13 protein-coding genes and 1 pseudogene are annotated in these 17,390 nt (G+C 46.0%); 8 read left to right on the plus strand and 6 right to left on the minus strand.

The features are described from left to right. Positions 1 to 101: 101 nt before the first annotated feature. The 3 genes from DLE54_RS00580 to DLE54_RS00590 all read left to right on the plus strand — a co-directional run bounded on the left by DLE54_RS00580 (position 102) and on the right by DLE54_RS00590 (position 3,890). Positions 102 to 1,055, plus strand: coding sequence for an MBL fold metallo-hydrolase (locus DLE54_RS00580; protein WP_110815909.1), 954 nt, complete (start codon positions 102 to 104; stop codon positions 1,053 to 1,055). Between the two features lie 398 nt (positions 1,056 to 1,453). After that, positions 1,454 to 2,758, plus strand: a complete 1,305-nt coding sequence (locus tag DLE54_RS00585) for a hypothetical protein (protein WP_227535346.1) — start codon at positions 1,454 to 1,456, stop codon at positions 2,756 to 2,758. 142 nt (positions 2,759 to 2,900) lie between these two features. Further along, positions 2,901 to 3,890: an NADP-dependent oxidoreductase gene (locus tag DLE54_RS00590; RefSeq protein ID WP_110815910.1), complete on the plus strand. Its 990-nt coding sequence runs from the start codon at positions 2,901 to 2,903 to the stop codon at positions 3,888 to 3,890. A gap of 63 nt (positions 3,891 to 3,953) precedes the next feature. On the opposite strand, the gene DLE54_RS00595 is transcribed toward DLE54_RS00590, so the two are convergent. The 3 genes from DLE54_RS00595 to DLE54_RS00605 all read right to left on the minus strand — a co-directional run bounded on the left by DLE54_RS00595 (position 3,954) and on the right by DLE54_RS00605 (position 7,607). Next, entirely contained in the window at positions 3,954 to 4,592 is a 639-nt protein-coding gene (locus DLE54_RS00595; protein WP_011959402.1) for an alpha-ketoglutarate-dependent dioxygenase AlkB family protein, read from the minus strand. Between the two features lie 27 nt (positions 4,593 to 4,619). Next, positions 4,620 to 5,567: an alpha/beta fold hydrolase gene (locus tag DLE54_RS00600; RefSeq protein WP_110815911.1), complete on the minus strand. Its 948-nt coding sequence runs from the start codon at positions 5,565 to 5,567 to the stop codon at positions 4,620 to 4,622. Between the two features lie 129 nt (positions 5,568 to 5,696). Continuing rightward, the gene (locus DLE54_RS00605) at positions 5,697 to 7,607 is read right to left on the minus strand and encodes an ABC transporter ATP-binding protein (protein WP_110815912.1); all 1,911 of its coding nucleotides are present in this window, start codon (positions 7,605 to 7,607) and stop codon (positions 5,697 to 5,699) included. A gap of 486 nt (positions 7,608 to 8,093) precedes the next feature. Between DLE54_RS00605 and DLE54_RS00610 the strand changes: the two genes are divergently transcribed. Beyond that, positions 8,094 to 8,978, plus strand: coding sequence for an EamA/RhaT family transporter (locus tag DLE54_RS00610; protein WP_110815913.1), 885 nt, complete (start codon positions 8,094 to 8,096; stop codon positions 8,976 to 8,978). 53 nt (positions 8,979 to 9,031) lie between these two features. Next, a pseudogene (locus DLE54_RS12225) lies at positions 9,032 to 9,097 on the plus strand (IS3 family transposase); the annotation flags it as partial. Between the two features lie 73 nt (positions 9,098 to 9,170). On the opposite strand, the gene DLE54_RS00620 reads toward DLE54_RS12225, so the two are convergent. Next, on the minus strand, positions 9,171 to 10,136 hold the full coding sequence (locus DLE54_RS00620) for a D-2-hydroxyacid dehydrogenase (RefSeq protein ID WP_110815914.1): 966 nt from the start codon (positions 10,134 to 10,136) through the stop codon (positions 9,171 to 9,173). 607 nt (positions 10,137 to 10,743) lie between these two features. Between DLE54_RS00620 and rapA the strand changes: the two genes are divergently transcribed. The 3 genes from rapA to DLE54_RS00640 all read left to right on the plus strand — a co-directional run bounded on the left by rapA (position 10,744) and on the right by DLE54_RS00640 (position 14,675). Continuing rightward, on the plus strand, positions 10,744 to 13,626 hold the full coding sequence (rapA, locus tag DLE54_RS00630; protein ID WP_110815916.1) for an RNA polymerase-associated protein RapA: 2,883 nt from the start codon (positions 10,744 to 10,746) through the stop codon (positions 13,624 to 13,626). 141 nt (positions 13,627 to 13,767) lie between these two features. Beyond that, positions 13,768 to 14,235 carry a Cys-tRNA(Pro) deacylase gene (ybaK, locus tag DLE54_RS00635; protein ID WP_011959409.1) on the plus strand — a complete coding sequence of 156 codons (468 nt, stop codon included), beginning with the start codon at positions 13,768 to 13,770 and terminating at the stop codon, positions 14,233 to 14,235. A 65-nt stretch (positions 14,236 to 14,300) separates the two neighbouring features. Beyond that, positions 14,301 to 14,675, plus strand: coding sequence for a 5-carboxymethyl-2-hydroxymuconate Delta-isomerase (locus DLE54_RS00640; protein WP_110815917.1), 375 nt, complete (start codon positions 14,301 to 14,303; stop codon positions 14,673 to 14,675). Between the two features lie 4 nt (positions 14,676 to 14,679). On the opposite strand, the gene DLE54_RS00645 is transcribed toward DLE54_RS00640, so the two are convergent. Together DLE54_RS00645 and DLE54_RS00650 are read right to left on the minus strand one after the other, a co-directional pair. Continuing rightward, on the minus strand, positions 14,680 to 15,168 hold the full coding sequence (locus tag DLE54_RS00645) for a hypothetical protein (RefSeq protein WP_110815918.1): 489 nt from the start codon (positions 15,166 to 15,168) through the stop codon (positions 14,680 to 14,682). Between the two features lie 166 nt (positions 15,169 to 15,334). Further along, positions 15,335 to 17,155: an acyl-CoA dehydrogenase C-terminal domain-containing protein gene (locus DLE54_RS00650; RefSeq protein WP_110815919.1), complete on the minus strand. Its 1,821-nt coding sequence runs from the start codon at positions 17,153 to 17,155 to the stop codon at positions 15,335 to 15,337. Positions 17,156 to 17,390 lie beyond the last annotated feature (235 nt).

Raw genomic sequence — 17,390 nt, forward strand, 5'->3', positions numbered from 1 at the left:
TTTAGGAATTAAACACACTAAGATATAGTCTACATTATAAGTTAAAGATTATGAGTAGTGGTTTAATTTCATTACCTATTATAAAATTTTGGAGGTTTATTATGAGTTTTTTGAAAAAATCTATGTTGGCATTGGCAGGGTTAACCTTGTCATTGGCTGCAACAGCGGCCTCAGATACCGGAGTGGCGGTTGATAAGTCGAAGATTGGTGCACGTCCTGTGTTGCCTGACTTTACTGTAGGCATGTGTGATGATGCGGCACCTACTCTCGTGCATCTAAAAGACAACTTATATCGCCATACTAACGGCAAAGGTTTGGCCGTGCACAGTGGCATCGTTATGATTACCGATGAAGGTGCTTTGGTTGTTGATGCCGGCGCGACTTGTGCGGCTGAATGGTTAAATAAAGAGATTAATGAGCGCTTTAAAGTACCCGTCAAATATGTGGTAGTGACTCATGCTCATGCTGACCATATGGCTGGAACGGATGTGTTTCAAAGAGCAGGTGCAACAGTGGTCGCCAATCAGCGCGCACTTGAGCCAATTATTGGTGAAAAACTACCTTATGCCGTGCCAGATAAAGTCTTTGACAAGGACATGAGCATTACTTTGGGCGGCGAAAAAGTAGAGCTACATCACGTAGCGCCAAGCCACTCAGACAGCATGACCATGGTGTTATTCCCCCGTCAGAAAGCGCTACAATGTACCGACGTGTGTCAGCATAAGACCATGCCATACAATGACTTCTTAGACTTTTATTATCCAGGCTGGATTGATACTTTAGATTGGGTAGTGGCTCAAGATGTGGATATCATTGATATTGGTCACTACACCCCAGCCACTAAAGCGGATCAAGTGGCCTTACGCAACTATATGGTAGATTTGCATCAACAAGTACTCGACTTAACCCGTAGAGGTCAGACTTGGGATCAGTTATATCGTAACGTAAAATTTAGTCCAGAAGTACAAGAGTGGACTAACTTTAGTAACATGAAAACCCTAAATGTCCTAGGTATGCACCGCTGGGTAACGAACCATCGCCGTGGTATGTGGTAGGCCACCTCTATAATTAAAATCTAAGTGATAAAGACTTATCGTCTATCACCTTAACGCTACAATATCGAAAACTAAAAAAGACGGGTATCGGTTAGGCCCGTCTTTTTTTGTGTCTAAAATTTGTCTGAGCAAAGAGTAGGTATGAGCTATGTCAAATTTTACTTAACCTTTGTTAATCATATATTAATATAACTACCACATTTTTTTGCAAAAAAAACAATAAAACTCAGCTATCTTATTTATTAACCTTCGCCATAAAAGAACCCATTTAATGTATCTAATTATAGTTAGTTTTAGATTAGGGGTGACTTTAGGGAGGGCGGATGTCAATTAAATGCCCATAAGCGAATAACCCACAACTTAATAATCAGCAATCAATAAATAAAAAGGCAAATACCATGAGTCACATTACAACTTACAATGAATTAGTCCAAGCAGTCATGAAAGGTGAACAAGAGCTGGTCATCGGCCGAAGCATCTTGGTCAGTAGCTCATTTACCTTAGCCCCTAATGTGATATTGCGAGGTGAAGCACAAGAAAACGGCGAGCTGCCAACCTTATCGTTTTCGCGTACCGATGGTATTGCCTTAACCAAGAATAACCGCATCAAAGACTTAAACATTCAGGCCGATGCCTCACACCGTGCTATTTATAACATCTTGCAAGAACAAGATTTGGGCAGCTTTCAATTTGAAAATCTAAGCCTAGTCGGGCAATTGTCATTCATCACCCGTCCAGGTACTAAGTCGGCCAAGGTCAGCATTAAAGATGTAGACATTATCGCCTGTGATGCGCGCCATTACCCAGAGCAGCCGCAAAAGTACGGCGTCAATGTGCTTCAAGGTGCGCTGACTGTGTATAACTTTAATAGCGAAAAAGACAGTCGGATTGATTTAACGATAGACAATATTACGATTGGTCGTAAAAATGCCCCTGTATTAGGCTCAGGCTTATTTGTTTCAGGCTTTGGTGATGAGGGTGGTACGGTTGTGGCTGATCGCATTACCACCGGTGCGGTGTATTCAAATGGTAAATTGCCGTTTGGCGTACCCGATATCATTACTGCCGCAATCTTTATTGTCTATGGCGCCACTGTCAAACAGCTCACCCATAATGAGACCATCGTAACTTATGGCGTTAGCGATATGGTGTTAGATACTTGGGGACATGTGGATAACTGGCTGTCAGAAAAAGATGTTATCTCGTACGGCCCAAGCGGTATAGGATTCGTAAACTTCGGTACTGTGGGTAACTTTGTGGTAAAAGGCGATGTGAAGACTTATGGTCTAGGGGCACGTGGTTATAACCAGTATGATGGGACAGTGGATAATATCGAATTTGGCAGCATCGAAACCTTCGGCGATGGCTCAATTGGTATTCAGTTAAGCCGTAAAATTGGCAAGCTGACTGTGCACCGTGATGTGATTACCCACGGTGGTGAAGGCCAGTCACTGGTGAAAGGGGTATTATCTACCCTAAAAGCCATTGGCTTATCGGTTAAAGAGGGCGGAGAAGCTGAGCAAATTAATATCGGTGGTAATTTAGAGACCCAAGGCAATGAGGTAAATACAGTAGAAGTTAATAAAGGCGGTAAAATTCATGCCATACAAGTGGGCGGTGGGATTGTTGCCAAAGGCGAGAAAAGCAAACGCCTAGATATCGAAGACGGTGCAGACGTACCTGAGTCTTTAAAAGAGGCTTAATGCAGACATTGTAGTGATGCTTTAGGCGAGGTGGCAGTCAAGATGGCATAGATATACAGAGTTAGGCTAGAGTTCTTAGCGTAACGGTATTATGCTGTAGGACTACCACTCACTAAAGCAATAACAATACAAGGAGTATGTCATGTCTTCAACGTACCCACAGACACAATCGGCCATCATCATCACAGAATTTGGTGAGGCAGATGTTTTGCAGTATCGCTCAGATATGGTGGTGCCTAGTCTTGATACAGGTATGGTCTTAGTCAAGATTGCATACGCCGGCATTAACCCAGTCGACTATAAAACCCGTCAAGGTTTGGGCTGGGGCGCACAAAGTATCAAAGACAATCAGTTTGCTGCCAATCAGCCTGCGATATTGGGCTTTGATATGGCAGGCGAGGTGGTCGACAGTACCGTAGCGGACTTTAAGCCAGGAGATAAGGTGGCTGCCTTAAATTTCCAAGGCGGCTGCTATGCTCAATATAATACTGTGGACGCTCAAGTGTTGACAAAAGTGCCTGAAGCAGTCGATCTAAAGACAGCCGGTGCGCTGCCTTGCGTCGGCATCACTGCCAAGCAAATGATTGATTTTGCTGATATTAAACCAGGTGAGCATGTGGTTATGAGTGCACCTGCCGGCGGGGTGGGCCATCTCACCTTACAAATGCTGGTGAATGCCATCGAGGAAAAAGGCATTAAGATTACCCTTACTTGCTCGGCTGAGAAGTATCAAAAAATCGGTAGTTTCATTGACCTAAGCAAACTTGAAGGCTGGATCGACTACACCAAACAAGAAGCTTTTCCAGAGCTTGAGGCCGATTTATTATTAGACTTGGTGGGCGGTGAAGCGGGTAAAAAGGCATTAGCCGTGGTCAAGACCGGTGGCCGTGTGGTGGTATTGCCTTCGATTTGGGCCGATGAGCTAAAAAAAGCGGGGGCGGATAAACAGCTACAAGTAGAAGGCTTTATTGCTAAGCCCAATGCTCAAGACTTGGCCGCAGTCTTAAATCAGATTGCCCAAGGTAAGCTTGTGCTTCAGATCCAAGATACTTATCCATTGGCAAAAACTGCCGACGCACATCAGGCGCTAGAGACAGGGGACAGCTTTGGTAAGATTGTGCTGGAGATGTAGGGCTTTATTTAAGTGTGATGCAAGCCAATTGTCTAAGACACAGCAGATTACCGTATGAATGCATTAAGGATGGTTAAGCATATGGCGGAAGGTTAAGCTTATCCGCCCGGTATCCACCTTTTTAGTCTTAGTGATACTGTGTTTCCAGTACTGCTGAGTATCACCACGCATCACGACCAGTTGTCCTGACTCAAGATAAAGCTCGACTTTATCTTGAGTTTTTTTATGCTTAAACACAAATTTACGGGTGGCACCCAATGACAGTGAGGCGATAATTGGCTGATACCCAAGCTCAGGCTCATCATCGGCATGATAGCCCATGCCCTCCTCGCCACTAGGGTAGTAATTTAGCAGACAACTGTTAAATTGAGTGCAAATTTTTAGCGGTTGTAATTGCTGTTCAATCATATGTTTCACGTGAAACACAGCCGGATGCCAAGGCTCAATAGGGCGGGTATGTCCTGAGTAAGTATAGCTAAGAGCCTGTGTGGATGCGCTTGGGGTATCTCCCATCCACACAATCTGCCGAGTGGTTATATGGGTTTTGCCAAACAAAGTAACTTTGTCAGACTGCCAAGGCAACTCGGCAAGCAGCTGCTGATACAGCGCTTTATCATCAGTGATGAGTCGCCCCAAATCATTGACAATACCGTCATAGGGCAACAGATTATCGGTCGGGGCTGGTGCAAATAAAGTGCTCATAAGCTTGTATCTTTATGGCACACGCAGCTAGCGTGACTGCAGCTTAAAAATAAGCTTGGCACACTGCTCTGGTGCTTCCATCGGCACTAAATGGCCATAGTCTGCTAAGGTGGTTATCCGGTCGCGGGGCACAATGCCTTGCCAGCTTTTGCGGACATCATCGCTGACAAACATGGTGGGCTTGGCCAAAATCAGATGGTAGGGCAGATTTAATTGATTGAGTTTTTTTAGGGCAGGGGTAATATAGGGCGTGCCAAAGTAGCTGGCCAGCTCATATTGTGGGCCAAACAATAGCGTAAATCCGCCTTCAGGCTTTTCAATTAAGCTATTGGCAGCAAATAGGCGCAAGTTCTCATCACTGATACGGCGAAAAGGTGACTGAGCGCGCAGATGTTGATAGTAGGCCTCGACGCTCTCCCAGTCTGCTTGTTTGACTTTTGTGCTTTTAAAGGGCTGACGAGTTAATAACACACGTCTGGGTATACGGCTATACAACAGCGATTGCGCTTTGGTAAAGGTCACTGGGTCAATTAAATAAATAGCACAAAACAAATCTGGGCGTTTGGCTGCTGCCAGTGCAGTAGCCGTAGCGCCTTGGGAATGACCGATGCCGATGACCGGGCCACTTTGGGTTTGCTCTAAGAATTCAATCAGCATGTCAGCGTCTTGCTCCCGAGTCATCACCTTATCTTGGGGTAGGTCATGCCAGTAGCCACGCATCGCCAAGCTGGTCACATGAAACTGGTCACTTAGTGCACTGAGTAACGGCTGATACACACCCACTGTAAAGCCATTACCGCCATAAAAATGAGCCATAGGTTTAGGCTGCGGCTGATTATTTGATGACTCAATCTCTGACACAGTGCTGTCAGAGGTAGTATGTAATTGAGCAAAGTCATAGTAGCGAGCCTGTTTGCCCGAAAGCTTGATACTATGCTCAAATTGGGCGGTGTCATTGACCTGAAGTCCTTTCATGTGTGCATCCTTTTTTTTAGCTGTTTGCTAGCCAGCTGTGTAATAGTATAAGCGGCGCTAACAGGCTTGCTTATCTAATCATAAGCCTACTAATCATGAGCTTAGGTTAGTCTCATGCTAAACTTAAGCTTACGTCGCTATGTCCTCATCATCGCCTAAGAAGCCGCCACTTTGTCTTTGCCACAGACTGGCATAAACACCGTTTTTCGCCAACAACTCTTCGTGACTGCCTTGCTCAATAATGCAGCCTTTGTCCATGACCACTAAGCGATCTAACGCGGCAATGGTCGATAGACGGTGGGCAATGGCAATCACAGTTTTGCCCATCATCATGCTGTTTAAGCTTTCGGTGATGGCGTGCTCAACTTCTGAATCGAGCGCACTGGTGGCCTCATCTAACAATAAAATGGGCGCATTTTTTAGCATAACTCGGGCAATAGCGATACGCTGACGTTGCCCCCCTGATAGCTTAACCCCACGCTCACCGACCTGTGTATCAAGCCCGGTATTGCCTTTGGCATCGTGCAGGCCTTGGATGAAGTCCCAAGCTTGTGCCTGCTTACATGCCGCGATAATCTCAGCGTCTGTGGCAGTCGGGCGGCCATAAGCAATGTTCTCACGCACTGTACGGTGCAAAAGCGAGGTGTCTTGAGTGACCATACCAATCTGTTGGCGCAGACTCTCTTGCGTCACCGCATCAATGGCTTGACCATCAATAATAATATGTCCGCCATCGACATCATAAAAGCGCAGTAGCAAATTAACCAAGGTCGATTTACCCGCCCCTGAACGCCCCACTAAGCCAATCTTTTCACCAGGTTTGATATCCAGATTAAAGTTATCGAGCAGCTTAATGTAGTTTTTGTGCTTGGTTGATGCTTCAGGCTTGCTGTCTTCTGTGGCGATACTCAGGTCGCTGCCTTCATAGCCGAAGTCGACGTTTTTAAACTCAATATGACCCTCACGGACCACCATATCCGGAGCACCGGGCTTGTCCACCACGCTTTGCGGTGCAGACAACGTGCGAATACCATCTTGCACCGTACCCACGCTTTCAAACAAGCTGGCCATTTGCCACATAATCCAGTGGGTTAAGCCATTTAAGCGCAGTGCCATAGCGGTAGCTGCGGCAATAGCGCCCACACCCACATCACCGCGCTGCCATAAGTGCAGACCAATGGCGGCGGTACTGCCAATTAAGATGACGCTAATGAGATGGTTCACAAATTCCAGCGCCGTCACCCAGCGCATCTGACCATGTACTGTGGCCAAAAACTGCTTCATCGCTGATTTGGCATAACTTAGCTCACGCTGAGAGTGGCTAAATAGCTTGACGGTCATAATGTTGGCATAAGCATCGGTAATGCGCCCTGTCATCAAGGCGCGTGCATCGGCCTGAATGCTGGCTGTTTGCTTTAATTTGGGCAAAAAATACCAAAGCGTAAACCCAAACAACACCAACCATAGCGCAAAGGGGATAAGCAGTAGACTATCGAGCTTGAATAAAATAATGCCACTGGTGACGAAATACACCAGCACATAAATCATCATATCCACCACAGTTATCACGGTATCGCGCACCGCAAGCGCTGTCTGCATCACTTTAGCAGAGACGCGTCCTGAGAATTCATTTTGGTAAAACTGCATCGACTGACCCAGCATACGCTTATGAAAGCGCCACCGCATCTGCATCGGGAACACGCCTTGGATAACTTGGAAGTGAACCAAAGCGGCAAAGCCGACCCAAAATGGACTGATAATCAGCACCACAGCCATCAGCTTTAATGGTCCGCTTTTTTCTGCCCACAGACTAGAGGGGGTATACATCCCAAGCCAGTCGACCAGATTGCCAATCCACGCAAACAGCATGGCCTCGTACATACCGATACCGGCTGTGAGAATCATAAATAACAGCAGCCAGCCACGCAGACCATAGGTACAGGCCCACAAAAACTTAAACAGTCCCTCTTTAGGTAGCGGGATCTTGTTCTCTGGGAAAGCTGAAAGACGGGTTTCAAAATAGTGAAAGAGCTTTTTCATAAAAGTCAGCAGGATCGATGTTGGTTGTGATGAAAGATAGTGGTTTTAGAAGGCACAAATCGTCATAGTAGAGGAATAATATGACAACGCAGCACTATCTTTTTTTGAGTGTCGCATATCGATGCGATACCAGGTAAAAAGCTGAGTAGCACAAAAGCTGGATGCTGTATTTGAACAAGCAATAGGTATATGAACAACAACTACACGTTTAACCCTAAAAAGTCGGCTATAAAGCCGGCTCTATAAGTATAGGCCTGATAGTCCGTATAATCAGAGCTGATATGGGCATAAGACAGGTAGTTTGTACTAGATAGGGATAAACCGGCCAGAAACAAGGGCTTATTTTAACAAATTGCTGACTGCCAAGGCTGATTTTGCGCTAAGCTGTGATATGAGGTGTCAAAATTAGGTCGAGCAAAATATCTTGTATCTTTCGAAATAAATTGTTACATTCTTTGCTGTTTTTATGAATTGGGCTCAAAAACTATGACATATCTGGTTATCGCTGTGCTATGCAGTGTGGCAGTTTCTATTTTGCTCAAAGTGCTTCGTCATCAACAAGTAGATATCCGCCAGACCATCGCGGCCGGTTATCCTGTGGCATTTTTACTCACATTTGTATTACTCAAGCCAGACTTGTCAGGGATAGGGCAGCTTGGTGATGCGTGGGGTATTATTCTGCTGCTAGGCATATTACTGCCTTTGGTGTTTGTCATCTTAGGCCGAGCCATTGAGTCTGTTGGCATTATCGCTACTGACGCGGCGCAAAGACTGTCACTGATTATTCCTATTGTTGCCGCCTTTGTCTTATTTGGTGAAACCTTGACCACGCAGCGCACCTTGGGCATAGCGCTTGGGTTTTTGGCATTATTGGCGCTCATTACTCGTAATCCGGAGCCGGCGGTGGTTGGACAATCAGTCTACTCCTCAACGCCCAATACGGCACCGATAAAAAGACCAGTTGGGCTATGGCTGCTGGGGGTGTGGCTGGGTTATGGGGTGATTGATATCTTATTTAAGCAAGTGGCCAAACAAGGGGCTGCTTTTGCGTTGACCTTATTTATGGCCTTTGGTCTATCTGCTGCCTTGCTATTCATGTATCTGATTGCCAAAAAGACCGTGTGGGACAGCAAAGCCTTGATCGCAGGCGTGCTGCTTGGGGCATTAAATACGGGTAATATCTATGCTTATGTTAAAGCGCACCAAGTGCTGTCTGACTCGCCAAGTGTGGTGTTTACGGGTATGAACGTTGGGGTTATTGCTGTGGCCACTTTGGTTGGCGTATTTGGTTTTAAAGAGTCGCTCAGTAAGCTTAATATTGTGGGTATTTTACTGGCCATGGCTTGCGTGTTTGTGCTGTTTTGGGCGTAGTCTGTTTATGGGCTAGGTAGCCTAGGTCGCCACGGTATGAGCTCTCTTACCATGAGCGTATTCAACTTAAACTAAAAGGACTGAGTCCTGTGCAATACAGAACTCAGTCCTTGATCTAAACTAAACCGTCCAACATTTGGGGTTCAGTTCAATGCTATGGGGCTTTTTTGATAAACGGCTATCGCTCAATAGCTAGGATGACACTGAGTGTTTGTGTGTGGTAATAAATTCACTGACCTGTTCGGTTAAAATATCCCACAGCTTTTGCTGCGCAGCCTTACTGGCCCAAGCATTGTGCGGACTAAAAATCAGGCGTGGATGATTTTTTTGCCCCAATTGCCATAATGGATCCTCCTGAGTGGTCGGCTCTTGTTCAAACACATCAGTGGCGTAGCCCAGTACTTGACCTTGCTCTAGCGCTTCAACCATGGCTTTTGAGTCTACAATTCCGCCGCGTGCCACGTTCACCACCAAGGGTTTTTTGCTCATTTTGGCCAAAGTATCAGCGTTAATGAGGTGCGCTGTTTTTTCGGTCAATGGACAGTGCAGGCTAATCACATCAGAGGTCTCGAGCACAGTGTCAAAGTCGGTATACTCATCATTGCGCGGCGCTTGACCTTGATGCTCGGCCCAAAGCACAGTCATGCCAAAGGCTTTGGCAATTTCGGTGACTCGTTTGCCAATGGTGCCGACACCGATAATGCCCAAGGTGGTATCCTCTAAGTCAATTAATGGCACATCCATCAGGCTGAAGTTGCCTGAGGCCTCCCAGCTGCCATCGATGACTTTGTTGTGATAATGAACACCGGAGCGCAGTGCCGCCAACATTAACATAAAGGTATGTTCTGGCACACTTTTTACGGCATAACCGGCGACATTGTATAGCTCAACACCCTGTTTTTTACAGGCGTCAGCATCCACATTGTTCATGCCAGTGGCCGTTAATTGAATGAGCTTTAGGTCCGGTAAAGCGGCGATAACCTCAGCGCTAATTTTTACCTTATTGGTAAAGATAATCTGCGCCCCTTGGCAGCGCTCGATGATTAACTGATCGTCTTGGGGCGTCTCATCAAAGGTTTGATACTCATCAATACCTTGAGGTTTTGGCAGCGCCAATCCTTCCAAAAAAGTGCCTCTGTCTAAAAAAACCGCTTTCATTTGTTGCTCCTTATGACTAAATGACTTATTGAGTGGCCCATTCATTCATCTGTTAACTGATACATTGGCTGATGCATTAACTGATACCTTGATTAATGAGCTGGTCTAGAACAATGGCCATTTAAATTTTTTATTATTGTGTACAGTGGGGGTATAAACAGTTGTTGATACAAAATTATGGCTGTAAGGGCTCATCCTAACATTGTGGCGCCAAGTTCAAAAGGGCGTCTTTAAAGACAATGGCCAGCCTACATCGCTTAGTATCTTAATAGATGGTAAGGTGACAGCGCCCAAAACTGCCTTAAAATCGGCAGATAGTGAACAAAATTTGATTAAATCAGCCAAACAGACGCAAAATTGGTTAAAAAAGAGTCAAATTAGGCGTAAAATTGATTCCTTTTACATTATTTATTATAAGTTGCCGTAAAACCCTGCCTGACTCTAAAGGGCTTTTTAAAGATTAGGTATAGAATTTACGAACTTTGACCTCATTAACGTAGATAGTGCTTATAATCCTTTATAATAAGACATAACTGACAGCGTGCTAGATATCGTTGTGGCTTGTGCCTAAGCAAACTCCACATTTAATAAAAGAACTGATAGATTTATGACAATAGCTGCTTTAATTCCCGAATTCGCCGTTGGTCAACGTTATTTATCCGACACCGAAGCCGAGCTTGGCTTAGGCGTGGTTATTGATGTTGACGACCGCTGCGTGCATATCTTATTTGCCCAAAGTGAAGAGACCCGGGTATATGCCAAGAACTCTGCGCCTTTATCCCGAGTGACCTTTAAGGTGGGCGATGAAATTACCGATCAAGATGGTAATGCCCATATTGTCACCGGCGTTGATGAGGTGATGGGTGTGATTAAGTATCATGTGGACGGCCATCCGCGCGGTATTATGGAGACCCGTTTGGCAGCCAATATCACCCTAGCTAAGCCATTAGAGCGCTTATTGGCAGGTCGTGTTGAGCGTGGGGATTGGTATGAGCTACGTCAAGATATCTTGCGTATGCAGTCAGCCTTAGCCGGTCACCCGCTTAAAGGCTTGATGGGTGCCCGTGTGGATATTATTCCGCATCAGTTATATATCGCTCATGAAGTGGGTAAGCGCATTGCACCCCGTGTGTTATTGGCAGATGAGGTGGGTCTGGGTAAGACCATCGAAGCGGGACTGATTATCCATCAGCAGCTGCTAACAGGCAAGGCGCAGCGCGTACTGATTTTGGTACCTGACAGCTTACAGTATCAGTGGATGGTTGAGATGCGTCGCCGTTTTAACCTAAACTTTGCCCTATTTGACTTGGTGCGTACTGCGGCTATTAAAGAGCACAACCCAGATCAAAATGTGTTCACCACTGAGCAGTGCATCATTGCAAGCTTAGATTTGCTGCTTGATCATCATGATTTATATGAGCAGGCGATGGAGGCGGGCTTTGACTTATTGGTAGTCGATGAAGCGCATCATCTGCACTGGGACCCCGAGCAGGGCGGTAATGATAAGTATGAGCTAGTAGCAGACTTCGCGCATGAGACACCCGGTGTTCTATTATTGACTGCTACCCCAGAACAGTTAGGCGTTGAGAGTCACTTTGCGCGTTTGCGTTTGCTAGATTCTGACCGCTTTGATGATTTGGATGATTTTATCGCCGGTCAAGCGGCTTTTTCTGATACTGCGGCAGTGGCTGAAGTGTTGATGGATGACAAGCCACTGACTGATGGTCAAATCAACGCATTGACTCATTTATTAGGTATGCCTAACCCAGAAGAGCTGGCCGGCATTAATGAAGATGACAAGCTGCGCACCTATGCGCTAAACCAGTTATTGGACCGTCATGGTACAGGCCGTGTGCTGTTTCGCAATACGCGTGATAGCGTCCAAGGCTTCCATGGTCGTACCAGTCGTCCGCATCCACTGCCTTGTCCAGACAGCTGGCAGGGCAATTATCAAACTTGTGGCAAATTACGTGAGCAGCTTTGGGGTGAAGAAAATCAACCCGATGGCGGCTGGCTAGAAGATGATCCGCGTGTGCCTTGGCTCATTAGTCTGTTAAAAGAGGAGCTCAAGCAGAAAAAAGTTCTGCTGATTGCCAGAAGCGGCGCCACTGTTGAGAGCTTAGAGGCGGTTCTGCGTCTACATGCCGGTATCAAGACGGCCATCTTTACTGAGCAAATGAGTCTGCTTGAGCGAGATCAGGCGGCAGCCTTCTTTGCCGATGATGCCGGCGCACAGATTTTGCTGTGCTCAGAGATTGGCTCAGAGGGGCGTAACTTCCAGTTTGCCAGCCACTTGATTTTATGGGATTTACCGGCCAACCCTGATACCTTAGAGCAGCGTATCGGCCGCTTAGATCGTATCGGTCAAAGCCAAAAGATCACCTTACATGTCCCTTACGTGCAAGGCACTGCCCAAGAGCGTATGTATAAATGGTACGATGCGGCGCTGAACATCTTTAACCACATCTCGCCCACAGCGCAGACGGTACAAGAGCAGTTTATTGTGGATCTCAAGCCGCTGCTTGAAGGGGCTGATACACCCGAGAACCGAACAGCATTAGAGGATTTAATCACTGAGGCAGGTGCAGTACGTCAAGCGTTAGAGGCAGAGTTACAATCAGGTCGTGACCGTCTGCTTGAGTACAACTCGTGTCGTCCACGTGTGGCAGGCCGTATCGCTGATGCGATGAGCGACTTTGATGCCAATAACCTATTGCCGGCTTTCTTAGACCGCTTCTTCTCTTCAGTCAATCTAGATCACAGTGTACAGCGTGATGGATCTTGGATTATCCATCCACCAGAGGCCGAAAACAGCCAGCATACTGATGTGGATAATCTACCCATTTCTGAAGATGGTATGACGCTAACCTTTAAGCGTAGCCAGGCACTGATGCGTGAAGACATGGACTTCTTGACCCATGAGCATCCGCTGATGTTGGCCATTTATGACATGGCCAATTCTGGTACCTTTGGTAACACTACAGTGGCCATGTTAAAGAGTAACACAGTGCCTGAGGGCATGCTGCTGCTTGAGGTGAATTTTAGAGTCACCACCATTGCGCCAAAAGTACTGAACTTAACTGCCAACTTGCCCACCCAAATGCTGCGAGTGTTCTTAGGGGAGCAAGGCGGGGACTTGTCAGAGCGCATCACCGCAGATATGATCTTGCCACACATTGAGCGCCTGGACAAAAACCGTGCTCGCCAAGTGGTGAAAGTGCGCAGCCAAGTGATTGAATCGCGTTACCATGATGCTGAAGCCATTGCTCAAGGTAAGCTTGACACGATTAGCGCTCAGGCTTTGGCACGCTTTAGTCAAATTTGGGAGCGTGAGATTAACCGCCTAAAACAGCTACAGCAAGTGAACCCCAACGTGCGTGATGAAGAGATTGAGCGCCTTGAATCGCTTAAAGCACAAGGTGAGCAGGCCTTGACCAATTTGTCATTGGTGCCAGATAGCATTCGAGTGTTGGTGGCGGTTAAGCCTTAGACTCAGTCTCTACCAAAAAAATTAGCGACAATTTAGCCTGATCGAAGTTGTTAAACGCCCCACTTATCAGTGGGGCTTTTAGTTTTTGGTGTAATGCGTTACTCTAAAACCACTTCAATGATATTGTAGAGGGCAGTGCGTATGACCCCAGCTGTGAATTTAGCCAAAAAACTCAAACTCGATTATCAACTACATGAATACCAGCATGATCCCAGCGCTGAGTCTTATGGACTAGAGGCCGCTGACAAGCTGGGTCTGCCACCTGAGCACGTGTTTAAGACCTTGGTGGTGGCCACTGAGAGTGATAAATTGGCGGTGGCCATTTTGCCGGTAATTGCCACCCTCAATTTCAAAAAAATGGCCAAGGCTATGGGCTGCAAAAAGGTGCAAATGGCCGACCCCAAAGTGGTCGAGCGCAGCAGCGGTTATGTGCTGGGCGGCGTCAGTCCCTTAGGACAAAAAAAACGACTGCCAACTGTCATTCATGAGTCCGCCCAGCAGCTGACGACGATGCATGTCAGCGGCGGCAGACGTGGGCTGGAGATTGAGTTACCGCCGGCGCAATTGGCGCAGGCACTGACGGCTAAATTTGCCGATATTATTGATTAATACTTTAGATTTAAGTCACTTATGTCGTTTTTTTGATTTCAACTTACCTTATATAGAGTATCCTAATGCCACATGTTATTGTTCAAGCCACCCCCAACGTTACCATTAATCGCCCTGAGCGCTTACTAAAACAGATCAACAGCTGCCTATGGGAAACTGGCCATTTTGATAAGCCGCAAGCCATTAAAGCGCGCCTGCTTGATGTAGAGACTTTCTTAGTTGGTATAGAGGATGATCAGCAGCAAGAGGGGTTTATTTATCTGCAATTAAGACTGATGCCCGGACGCAGCCAGCAGATTCGTGATGAGCTGGCTGAGAAGCTACGCATCTGTTTGCAGCAAGAGCTTGAAGCACAGCAGTCTGGCCGAGTCACTATTCAGTACTGTGTTGAAGTCATTGAGCTTAGCGCAGCTTACAGTAAGGTGCGCGTGCAGCCGTAGTCCACTACTGACAGAGGTCTTGACTGGCGTAGGTGGGCAGGATAATCACTTCAGCTTGATAGCCGGCCTTGCCGCCTTGAGTTGCCATTAAGTTGCGGGCAATGCGCAGCTTATAGGTACCCGTCTCGGGCAAGCAGTTTTGATAGACGATACCGCCCTTACTGCCGTCTTGCTGACTTGAGGGCATGTGCAGTACGCCGACATTTGCCGTTTCTGCAGTGCCTTTTAGTGGGGTAATATTGATTAAGGCAAACTGACCTTTTTGTGCTTTAAACTGATACCAAGTATCTTGCTGCTTGGCCGCTAATACCCCAGATACTTTACTGCTGACCGCCCCTTTCTCGAAGTGCAGAGGCTTGATAGAAGCCGCTACACCGAGCTGACTTACTCCTAGCAGCGCCAATAAACAAAGCTTAGCACCGCCTATTTTGCTGCGGCTTTTACGGCTTAATTTGGGTTTATGTGATGCGTTAATGGGGTGAATAATAGCCATAACTTGTCCTCGGGTTAACTAAAAATGAGTTAATCGGCTGATAAAAGGCGAGCTGTTTAGTATGAGCTGAGCTTGCTTTGGTGTGAAGTAAAAAATTGTAGAGGTAAAAAAACCGCCCTAATAAATAGGGCGGTCTTTTTAATCTAGTGGCCAAATAGCCGATAGATTAGTCTAAGAAAGCAAAGTGCTCGATGTCCATGTCAGTCATAGACGAGCTTGGCGCTACCATGCTCTCAGCATGACCTGAGGTGCGTGGTAGGATCTTATCAAAGTAAAATTCAGCAGTTTGAATTTTGGCTTTGTAGAATTCAGGGGCTTCTACACCACCGTTTTCAAGCTTGTCATAAGCGACAGCAGCCATACGTGCCCAGTGATAAGCCATCATGATGTAGCCCGAGTACATTAAGTAATCCACAGAAGCTGCTGAGATGATTTCACGGTCTTTACGGGCGCTTAGCATTAGGCGTACAGTTAGCGTATTCCATTCGGCACATAGCTTGGTTAATGCCCAAACAAATTTACGCATGTTTTTATCCAGTGCATACTCACCACACCATTTCATGATGCTTGAGGTGTAATCACGGATGATTTTACCTTTTGACTGTAAGATAACCTTACGGCCTAATAAGTCTAATGCTTGAACGCCAGTAGTACCTTCATATAAGGTTGAGATACGAGCATCACGAGCGATAAGCTCCATACCCCACTCTTTGATATAGCCATGACCACCATAAACTTGCTGGCCTTCTTTAGCCGCTTCAATAGCCAGCTCAGTTAAGAAGCCTTTTAAAATGGGGGTATAAAAACCTAATTTGTCATCCCACTTCTCAAATTCTTCGTTGTTATTTTCAGCCACACCCTGTGACATCTTGTCGGCATAACGGGCAGCATGATAGATCATTGAGCGACCGCCTTCAGCGAAAGCTTTCATGGTCAATAACATACGGCGCACATCAGCGTGGTTGATAATCGCATCGGCTACTTTTTCAGGCTCTTTTGTGCCAGAAAGGGTACGCATTGAACGACGCTCTTTGGCATATGGTAAGGCATTTTGGAAGGCCAATTCACAATGAGCTAAGCCTTGGATACCGGTACCGATACGTGCGGTGTTCATAAAGGTGAACATGGCTTTTAGACCACGATTTGGCTCACCAATTAAGTAGCCTTTAGCATTATCGAAGTTTAGAACACAGGTCGCTGAAGAGGCGATACCCATTTTGTGTTCAATAGAGCCACAGCTTACGCCATTGCGCTCGCCGGCTTCGCCTTCTTCATTGATATTGAATTTAGGTACGATAAATAGTGAAATACCACGGGTACCTTCAGGCGCATCAGGAAGGCGCGCCAGTACAATATGAATAATGTTGTCAGTTAGATCATGCTCACCACTTGAGATGAAGATTTTTGTGCCATTCAGCGTATAGCTACCATCTTCTTGTGGCACAGCTTTGGTTTTTACTTGACCCAAGTCAGTACCCGCTTGTGGCTCAGTTAAGCACATAGTGCCTGACCACGTGCCTTCTACCAATTTTGGCAAGTAAGTATCTTTTTGTTCTTCAGTACCGTACTGCATTAAGGTGTTGATACAGCCGGTAGTTAGGCCAGGATACATCGCCCAAGGCCAGTTTGCGGTACCCATCATCTCTGATTTAATAAGGTTTAAAGACATGGGTAGGTTCATGCCGCCGTACTCTTCTGGGTACGAGATACCTTGCCAGCCGCCTTCAACGAACTGGTTATAAGCGTCTTTAAAACCTTTAGGCGTCGTTACCACACCATTTTCAAAATGGCAGCCTTCAGCATCGGCTGGCTGATATAAAGGGCTAAGAATATTTTCGGCAAAGTCGGCCATGCCTTGCAAAATCATATCGACCGTTTCAGGGTCGGCATTGGCACCATTGCTTAAGTCTTTATAATGCTTTTGAAAATCAAAAACATCGTTTAATAAGAACTTCATGTCACGAAGGGGGGCTTTATAACTTAACATAAGGCGGTCTCTTTTATATTTTAAGTGTCGCTGTAAAACATTATCACCACTGGATAATGCAAGGCTTTATAATGAAATAATGAAAGTTAGTATAAGCGCAATTTATATAAAAGCCTATTATTTATAACTATTATTCATGTGTGTATACTTGTATCATAACCATAAGTTAAATTTAATAAGCACAGCTGCGTCCAATATTAAATAAAAATTAACTATAAATACTCTTAAACTAGAG

It is taken from the genome of Psychrobacter sp. YP14, from assembly GCF_003209315.1.
Taxonomy (GTDB): domain Bacteria; phylum Pseudomonadota; class Gammaproteobacteria; order Pseudomonadales; family Moraxellaceae; genus Psychrobacter; species Psychrobacter raelei.

Excerpts from the sequence above, each read along its gene's own strand:
- ybaK (WP_011959409.1), top strand. The coding sequence starts at position 13,768 with ATGACCCCAGCTGTGAATTTAGCCAAAAAACTCAAACTCGATTATCAA.
- DLE54_RS00600 (WP_110815911.1), bottom strand. The coding sequence starts at position 5,567 with ATGAAAGGACTTCAGGTCAATGACACCGCCCAATTTGAGCATAGTATC.
- DLE54_RS00610 (WP_110815913.1), top strand. The coding sequence starts at position 8,094 with ATGACATATCTGGTTATCGCTGTGCTATGCAGTGTGGCAGTTTCTATT.
- DLE54_RS00585 (WP_227535346.1), top strand. The coding sequence starts at position 1,454 with ATGAGTCACATTACAACTTACAATGAATTAGTCCAAGCAGTCATGAAA.
- DLE54_RS00620 (WP_110815914.1), bottom strand. The coding sequence starts at position 10,136 with ATGAAAGCGGTTTTTTTAGACAGAGGCACTTTTTTGGAAGGATTGGCG.
- DLE54_RS00580 (WP_110815909.1), top strand. The coding sequence starts at position 102 with ATGAGTTTTTTGAAAAAATCTATGTTGGCATTGGCAGGGTTAACCTTG.
- DLE54_RS00590 (WP_110815910.1), top strand. The coding sequence starts at position 2,901 with ATGTCTTCAACGTACCCACAGACACAATCGGCCATCATCATCACAGAA.
- DLE54_RS00605 (WP_110815912.1), bottom strand. The coding sequence starts at position 7,607 with ATGAAAAAGCTCTTTCACTATTTTGAAACCCGTCTTTCAGCTTTCCCA.
- DLE54_RS00640 (WP_110815917.1), top strand. The coding sequence starts at position 14,301 with ATGCCACATGTTATTGTTCAAGCCACCCCCAACGTTACCATTAATCGC.
- rapA (WP_110815916.1), top strand. The coding sequence starts at position 10,744 with ATGACAATAGCTGCTTTAATTCCCGAATTCGCCGTTGGTCAACGTTAT.
- DLE54_RS00650 (WP_110815919.1), bottom strand. The coding sequence starts at position 17,155 with ATGTTAAGTTATAAAGCCCCCCTTCGTGACATGAAGTTCTTATTAAAC.
- DLE54_RS00645 (WP_110815918.1), bottom strand. The coding sequence starts at position 15,168 with ATGGCTATTATTCACCCCATTAACGCATCACATAAACCCAAATTAAGC.
- DLE54_RS00595 (WP_011959402.1), bottom strand. The coding sequence starts at position 4,592 with ATGAGCACTTTATTTGCACCAGCCCCGACCGATAATCTGTTGCCCTAT.